Annotated in this window: 8 protein-coding genes; 5 read left to right on the forward strand and 3 right to left on the reverse strand. The window is 35.2% G+C overall.

Features of this window, described 5'->3' with window-relative positions:
• Positions 1-64: 64 nt before the first annotated feature.
• The 5 genes from CHX27_RS01115 to dcm all read left to right on the forward strand — a co-directional run bounded on the left by CHX27_RS01115 (position 65) and on the right by dcm (position 5,591).
• Positions 65-397, forward strand: coding sequence for a DUF7507 domain-containing protein (locus tag CHX27_RS01115; protein WP_449403957.1), 333 nt, complete (start codon positions 65-67; stop codon positions 395-397).
• Positions 397-1,569 (forward strand): DUF1624 domain-containing protein, encoded by a 1,173-nt coding sequence (locus CHX27_RS01120; RefSeq protein ID WP_094484937.1) that lies wholly within the window; start codon positions 397-399, stop codon positions 1,567-1,569. Before CHX27_RS01115 ends, CHX27_RS01120 begins: the two co-directional genes overlap by 1 nt.
• Positions 1,570-2,120: 551 nt before the next feature.
• Positions 2,121-2,441, forward strand: a complete 321-nt coding sequence (locus CHX27_RS01125) for a helix-turn-helix domain-containing protein (protein ID WP_094484938.1) — start codon at positions 2,121-2,123, stop codon at positions 2,439-2,441.
• Complete coding sequence (locus CHX27_RS01130; RefSeq protein ID WP_094484939.1) at positions 2,438-4,429, forward strand: Eco57I restriction-modification methylase domain-containing protein; 1,992 nt, start codon at positions 2,438-2,440, stop codon at positions 4,427-4,429. The genes CHX27_RS01125 and CHX27_RS01130 overlap by 4 nt, the downstream gene beginning before the upstream one ends.
• Positions 4,410-5,591 carry a DNA (cytosine-5-)-methyltransferase gene (gene dcm, locus CHX27_RS01135; RefSeq protein ID WP_094484940.1) on the forward strand — a complete coding sequence of 394 codons (1,182 nt, stop codon included), beginning with the start codon at positions 4,410-4,412 and terminating at the stop codon, positions 5,589-5,591. The genes CHX27_RS01130 and dcm overlap by 20 nt, the downstream gene beginning before the upstream one ends.
• Here the strand turns inward: dcm and CHX27_RS01140 are convergent.
• The 3 genes from CHX27_RS01140 to CHX27_RS15665 form a co-directional block, all read right to left on the reverse strand.
• Positions 5,571-6,986, reverse strand: a complete 1,416-nt coding sequence (locus CHX27_RS01140) for a hypothetical protein (protein WP_094484941.1) — start codon at positions 6,984-6,986, stop codon at positions 5,571-5,573. The genes dcm and CHX27_RS01140 overlap by 21 nt on opposite strands.
• Positions 6,979-7,185: a helix-turn-helix domain-containing protein gene (locus CHX27_RS01145; protein WP_094484942.1), complete on the reverse strand. Its 207-nt coding sequence runs from the start codon at positions 7,183-7,185 to the stop codon at positions 6,979-6,981. Before CHX27_RS01145 ends, CHX27_RS01140 begins: the two co-directional genes overlap by 8 nt.
• 164 nt (positions 7,186-7,349) lie before the next feature.
• A partial coding sequence (locus CHX27_RS15665; protein WP_207758915.1) for a hypothetical protein occupies positions 7,350-7,530 on the reverse strand: 181 nt, incomplete at its 5' end.

The following is a 7,530-nucleotide window of genomic DNA, read 5'->3' on the forward strand; positions in this document are numbered from 1 at the left end:
AGTTGCGAACGTTGGGGATACCATCCAGTACTCGTTTGTTGTTACCAATACAGGTAATGTTACTTTGAGCAACGTTGTTATCAACGACGACACGCTATCTGCAACACCATTCACAGTGGGTACACTTGCGGTAGGTGCTTCTGTAACAATCACAGCACCAGAGGTTCCGTTGTACATCGTAACGCAGGCAGATTTAGATGCAGGTCAATCTGTAAATACTGCTACTGTTACAGGAACTACTCCTGGTGGAGATACAACTACTGATATTTCAGACGATGGTATTTTAGGAAATGGTGGTGATAATCCAACTGTTACAGTTNAGCCAATCCGCAAACCGTTGGCTGAAACCCTATTTAGACAACCCTCACATTTTAAGAACCTAGCAATAAATTATTAATGACATCATTAACAAAAAACAGAATTGAATCTCTTGACCTCTTAAAAGGTTTAGTGATTGTTATTATGGCAATTGACCATGTAAGAGATTACTTTCATTATGACTCATATTTTTTTGACCCAACCGACCCAACACTAACCAATACTCCACTTTTTTTAACAAGGTTTATCACCAATTTTTGTGCTCCTGCATTTAGTTTTCTTGCCGGAATTTCAGCATTTATTGTTGGACAGAAAAAGACAAAAGCAGAATTATCAAGTTTTTTGCTAAAACGAGGACTTTGGCTTGTTTTTGTTGAGCTTGTTATAATGATGTTTGGTTGGCATTTTGACATAGAGTTTAAAAATGTTTTCTTTGGAGTAATCTGGGTATTAGGATTTAGTATGATTTTTTTAGCAGGTCTTATTCATCTACCCAAAAACATTATTCTAGTATTTAGTTGCACTTTAATTTTTGGACACAACTTGTTGGATACCATTCAACTTGAAAACAATATTCTTTGGATATTTTTACATGAACGAAAACCTTTTCTAACGACAGAGAACCATATTTTCAGAGTTGGCTATCCAATAATTCCATGGGTAGCAGTGATGTCATTGGGTTATTATTTAGGCTCGTTTTATGACAAAGCAATCGAGTCTTCAAAGCGGAAAAAGATATTCAATAAAATTGGGGTAGTTGCAATTATGCTTTTTTTGATATTGAGAAGCATAAACATTTATGGAAATTTATTGCCTTGGAAAGATTATGGTAACTTGGCACAAACGCTATTTTCATTTTTTAATCTAACCAAATATCCACCTTCACTTGACTTTTTATTAGTCACATTAGGAGGTGCATTTCTTTTTTTAGCAAATACTGAGAAACTAAAAGGAAAAGTAGTGACCTTCTTTTGTGTGTTTGGAAGAGTTCCATTCTTTTTTTATATCATTCACATTTACATCATTCATTTTTTGGCATTAATTGTAGCAGAATTTTCAGGCATTGGTTGGCAAAAAATGATTTTACCTTCTTTGCCATTTAGGGTTGAAGAGTTGAAAGGTTTTGGTTACAATCTTTTCATAGTTTACTTAATTTGGATTTTGATAATCGCAATACATTATCCATTATGCAAAAAATTTGACAATTATAAACAAAACAACAAAGACAAATGGTGGTTGAGCTACTTCTAAGACAGAGAAAAAGGGCATCAGCCAACAAGGGTTTTGTGCAAGTTGGGCAGACGGAACGCAATTCAACTTTTGTATTTCAATTTAGCATTTGTCCCAGCTCGACAGAACGCTATTCGTCAAAGCAACAAATCATCAACTTAAACCTATAAATTTGGGTGACGTTTTCAAGCAGACGGAACTCAAAATCCCCAACCTGCACAAAGCCTTAAACGTTACAGGCAAGCGTAGGACGCGGTGCTACCATCAACAGACACGACAAAACTGGCAGACTTTTTCAATTTACTCCGACTCTAAGCCGACCCAAATGGTTTTAAAAATTTCCCCAACGCACTTTTAAAAAATAATTTTCGCCAACGCCTTTGGCACATTTGGTTTGCCCGATACACAAGCCAACCCTTCGCAAACCAAAAGAGCCAAGCCAGACCTAGCCCACCCACCACCCGTAGCTTACAAAAGAGCGAACCTTGTTAGTAACTTTTGTTTGACTTTGCTTGCTCATTCCAAAAATCTAACTTACATTTGGACATATTTTGTCAAGAATAAATATTTCTATGCAGAATTTAGACAGTATTGGGACACAAATCAGGAAGTTACGGGAAGAAGCAGAAATGCCTTTGCGTAAGCTTGCTGCTTTGCTTGACATAGACCAATCTACTTTGAGCAAAATTGAACGAGATGAACGTAGGGCAAATACTCAAATAATTGAGCAAATCGCCAAAATTTTCAAAGCCGACAAAGAAAAATTACTGGTTGCATTTTATAGCGATGTTGTAATGTATGAAATTCAAGACGAAAGTTCTTTCTCTGAAATTTTGCAAGTAGCCGAAGCTAAAATTGAATATCAGCGAACCACAAAAAAGAAAACCAAATGAGCAGCATACTAAACTATTTTTTAACCAAAGAGGAGCAACTGATTTCGCTTGAAATTCAGAAAAACTTCCTTTCAGGAAAAGATGAAATGAAGCCCGTTTCAGCACAGGTCATTCATTTGATAAATGCGAATTTGCTTTTGACTGATGAAACAAATGTTGCTTTTCAGGTTCATAAACAACTTATAAATTCGTTGATTACTTCTTACATCAATACAAAGTTTTCTAATCAAATAAATGAATTAAAAAGTGTATTTCAGTTTGATAAAACTGCAATTATTGACGAGTTTTCTCAAAATAATATCGCTGAAATTCCTGTAATTGTTGAAGAATTGCACATTACTTTTTTGAACTCTGAATTTTCTATTGCCAACGGAAAACTCACAAGAAAAAAATCAAAACATCATTTAAGAGAAAACGGTGCTGTTTATACGCTTAAAGAAATCACAAACGAAATAGTTGAAAACACCATTGAAAAGGCCATTCAGCAGAAAATCAAGCTTAATGAAATTAATTGCCTTGACTTTGCAAGCGGAACAGGACGTTTTTATTGTGAAGCAATTGAAATTTTAAATCAAAAATACAATCTGACTTTACAGCAAATCGTATGCAATAATTTGTTTGCGATAGATATTGACGAAACCGCTTTATCGGTTTTGCGTTGCAAAGTCATTTCGTTGTTTGAAGAAATCAATACCGAAATCATCAATGCTCTATCAACCAACATCATCAACCGAAATGCACTTATTCCAAAAGCAACATTGCTTGAAGAAAACGAAAACAGCATTGACCTTGCAAACGATTTTAGAAATGTATTTGCAAAAGGTGGTTTTGACGTTGTCTTTTCCAATCCTCCCTATTGTTTGCTGAAAGTAAATAAAAAGGCTGACGAGCAACAAAAACTCAACGGTTACTATGTAAATCTGCAAAGCAAAGTTCAAAACGAAATCAACTTTTTCAGAACATCGGGCGTTTATCAGTATTCCATTGAGGGAATGTTAAATTATTATCAACTTTCTATTGAAATGATTTTACGTTTGACAAAAACGAACGGACAAATCGGGATTATTTGCCCTTCTTCTTTATTTGCTGATTTGACTTCTGCAAAACTTCGCAAGCACATTCTGACTTCTCATAAATTGCATTTCATTCGCTATTTTCCCGAAGCGGCAAGATTGTTTGAAAATGTATCGCAATCGACCGTTATTTTCTATTTACAGAAAAACGGCAAGACTGACAAAATCGGAATTGAAATGGCTGACAACAGTTTTGAAATTGATTTTGAAACAATCAAAAATGTATTTCCAACAAACTTTGAAATTCCTTTGATTGACAAAACAGGTTGGAGTATTCTTTCAAAAATTTCCCGGCACAAAAAAGTAAAAGACATTTCGTTTATCAGAAACCGTAGAGGAGAATTAGATTTAACTTTATATAAACCTTTTATCACAACTAAAAATACAGGCTGGCGTTTGGTGCGTGGCAATATGATTAGTGAAAATGGAGTAATTGACAAGAACGGAGAATTTGTTGAGATTGATGGTTTTCTCAACAAAAAATCAGTCGATTTTAAAACGCACGATTACAACAAAGAACGTTTGATTTGTCAGCAGATTTCAAATGTAGATATGCAAAAACGCTTGAAGTTTGTGTTTTGCGAAAAGACGGATATACTTGGAAATTCTTGCAATTATATTGTTTCTACAAGGAAACAAAGCGATTTGAAAAAACTATTTTTTATCTTGAACAGCGAATTATTGAATTGGCGTTTTAAAATCACAAGCAGTAACAATCACATCAATAATTATGAGTTAGATGAATTACCGATTGTTGATTTAGATAGTTTTGAATTAAGCGACTTTTCAAAAGATGAAACTAACGAAACGATTTGCAAATTATACGGTTTGACGAAAGCAGAAACCAATTACATTTTGGGCAAAAACAAGAAGAAAGCGGAAACGATATTTGAGTATGAACACGAAACTGTATAATCATATTGCACCAAGACTAAGTGACTTGGAGTGGGAAATGGTAAAACATATTCCCGAAGGCGGTAATTGGCAAAATATTCCCGATACAATTCCTTCGCAACGTTTGGAACAAATCAGACGTTCAGGAGGAAGAACAACTTATTACGGAAGACTTGAATTTGACAAACCAAGTTATACAATTACAACTTATTTCAATCGGTTGGGTAATGGTTGCAATTTACACCCGAAACAAAACCGCATAATTTCCACACGAGAAGGAGCAAGACTTCAATCTTTCAGAGATAATTTTGTTTTTTATGGAAGCAAAACATCACAATATAAACAAATCGGAAACGCAGTTCCTCCTTTGTTGGCAAGAGCCATTGCAGAAACTTTGAAACCACATTTAAAAAACCTGACTTTTGTTGATTTGTTTGCTGGTGCAGGAGGAATGTCGGAAGGCTTTATTTCGGAAAATTTTAAGCTAATAGCGGCTAATGAAATTGAGAAAAACTATTTTGAAACATACAAAAAAAATCATTCGGAATTTGACAATGGAAATAATTTGATTTTAGGCGATATTACTTTACCCGAAATCAAACAACAAATTATTTCCATTGCTTTTAAACAAAAGAAAATAGGAGTAGTAATTGGAGGACCACCTTGTCAAGGATTTTCGCACGCAGGTTGGAGAAACCCTGACGACAAACGTAATCAGTTGTTCAAAGAGTTCGTTCATATTGTTGATGAATTACGTCCTGAAATTTTTGTAATGGAGAATGTTCCAGGGATTTTGACAATGCGAAAAGGCGAAGCCATTAAAGAAATTATTGCTTCATTTGAAGCTATCGGATATAATGTAAATACTCCGTTTAAATTAAATGCAGAAGATTTTGGAGTTCCGCAAAAACGCAGAAGAGTTGTAATTATCGGTTCTCTGAAAAAAGACAAAATCAGTCAGCCGAAAGGTTTGTTTTCATCAACAAACGAAAATTTACCAAAACCAATTACCGTTAAACAAGCAATCGGAAGTTTACCCGAATTAAAAACGGGCGAAGGCGAATTTGAAATGACTTGCAATTACAAACCTTTTTCGGCTTATGAAAAACTAATGTCGGGAGAAATTGACTTTACTGAATTTTACGAAAGTTGTTTGGAAAAATTACCAGTTGCTTTCGGCTAAGTCAGCCAACTTTTTAAATACATTTTCAAGTTGCGTTTTTGCTTCTTTGTTTTTCTTTGCTTTTAATAATGCAAATAATTTTTCAAGAGCAGTATCAACTTCTTGGCTTTTCCAAATTTTGTTTTTACGGTTTTCTTTCTCCTTATATTCTTTCAATACATCAAATGAAACACGGTAGTAACGCTTGATATTGTTCTGTTGGTTTTTGCCTGTTTTCTTGATTTGTTGAACCGATTTGTAGTTCCCTGTTTTCGGGTCAAAACCCTCAAACTTGTAATCAAAGAACGAGTATTCGGGATTTAAAAACTGTTCCAAAAATTTGCCAAACCCTTTTTCATCAATCATTGAAAAAACGATAAGAACATAATGCAAATTCTTTCTCAACAAATCACTCAATTTCGCGGCTTCCTTGTCTGTTGTAACTTTGTTTTTCAGTTTATCCCAAATGAATTTGGAATGCCAAGAAACAACTTGTTCCGTTTTTTCATCGGCAAGCAAAACCTTTACATCAGTCAAACTCATTCGGTTGTTCTTTGCCGAATTTTCTGACTTTGTAAGTGGATGGAATTTCGGACGATGACAAAATCCGAGAGAAATTGGACCAATATGGTCAGCACTTAAACCTTGTTTACGAAACAACGACATTAAGCGGTCAGCCATTTTCCAATCTCCATCAGCCCAATTTTCATAAACTCTCCTGTCTTGACCGTAACGCTGTAAATTAGTTTTATGACGACCTTTATCACTTTCGTGTCTACAACAAGCACCGTCCGAATGGAAGCCGTCAAACCTATCAGGCGAATTGCTCATTGCACCCGGAGAAAGCAAACCTTTTGCGTAACTGTCCACAAAATATTTTTGCAGATAATCATTAAGATTTTGTCTTGATAACTTCTCAGACGATTTGATTTTGAAAATGCGTTTTACCTTTTCAATATCACTTTCCGACTTTACAAGTTCGTTCACGATTTGGAAAATATCTTTTGTAAATGGAGCAACCGAAACGCCAAACTCTTTTTTGATTGCGGTGATTGTTCTCTTGTTTGGATAAACGTATTCAACACTTAATTCCTTACCACAAATCTGACAAGTGTGTTTTTTAGTCGGGTGTATTTTCAAAGCAATTTTAGCATAAGCACCAGCTTCAATTTTTATTCCGTGTTTTTTACATTGCTTATCCCACCATTCTCTCCGTTCCTGACCTTTCTCAGACTTTCCCGTTACAACCCATTTTACTTTTTTGTCTTCGCCACGTTCATAGAACAGACCTTTGTAATTCGGGTGTGCAACAATAAATTCAGTGTATTTCAAAAAATTGGCGTTCCATTGCCGTTTATTATCAGCAGTTTCTTTTAACTCTTTCATTTTACGTTTATTGATTTTCGGTTTACTCATCAAACAGGACAGAAATTTTAACTTTGAGTGCTTTTGCTATTTTCTCAATGACAGTAATGGACACATTCCTTTCGCCTTTTTCAATGCTTGGAATATATGTTCTGTCAATATCGGCTTCGTAAGCAAGTTTCTCTTGCGACAAACCTTTTTCAAGACGTAGCTTTTTGACCTGTTTACCGAATTTTTTCTTTATATCCATAATCTGCACAAAGGTCTAAATATGTTGACTACTAAACAACGGACAACTGTCTACATACATAAATACCAACACACAGCGTAAGCACATTTGCAATTCGCACAAGCCGACACACAAACCAAAAATTGCAAAAGAGCTTTCGCTTTTCCCGACAGAAAAATTATTTTTTAAAACCCCTTCCCTTCTAAAATTTTTAAAACCGCCAACACAACCGAAACGAAAATTACAGCGAAACGCACGCAAGACAAGGACTTGGCAACACGGAAGATAGAACGCCAGCCTGTAACAGCGGTTTTGCAAAAGCGGGGGTGCAGTTCTTCGTAGGACAATTTTTTCGTATAATTGAAG

The organism is Flavobacterium aurantiibacter (genome assembly GCF_002251775.1).
In the GTDB taxonomy this organism is placed as follows: domain Bacteria; phylum Bacteroidota; class Bacteroidia; order Flavobacteriales; family Flavobacteriaceae; genus Flavobacterium; species Flavobacterium aurantiibacter.

Coding starts and splice junctions, on each gene's coding strand:
- CHX27_RS01120 (WP_094484937.1), top strand. CDS start 397: ATGACATCATTAACAAAAAACAGAATTGAATCTCTTGACCTCTTAAAA.
- CHX27_RS01125 (WP_094484938.1), top strand. CDS start 2,121: ATGCAGAATTTAGACAGTATTGGGACACAAATCAGGAAGTTACGGGAA.
- CHX27_RS01130 (WP_094484939.1), top strand. CDS start 2,438: ATGAGCAGCATACTAAACTATTTTTTAACCAAAGAGGAGCAACTGATT.
- dcm (WP_094484940.1), top strand. CDS start 4,410: ATGAACACGAAACTGTATAATCATATTGCACCAAGACTAAGTGACTTG.
- CHX27_RS01140 (WP_094484941.1), bottom strand. CDS start 6,986: ATGAGTAAACCGAAAATCAATAAACGTAAAATGAAAGAGTTAAAAGAA.
- CHX27_RS01145 (WP_094484942.1), bottom strand. CDS start 7,185: ATGGATATAAAGAAAAAATTCGGTAAACAGGTCAAAAAGCTACGTCTT.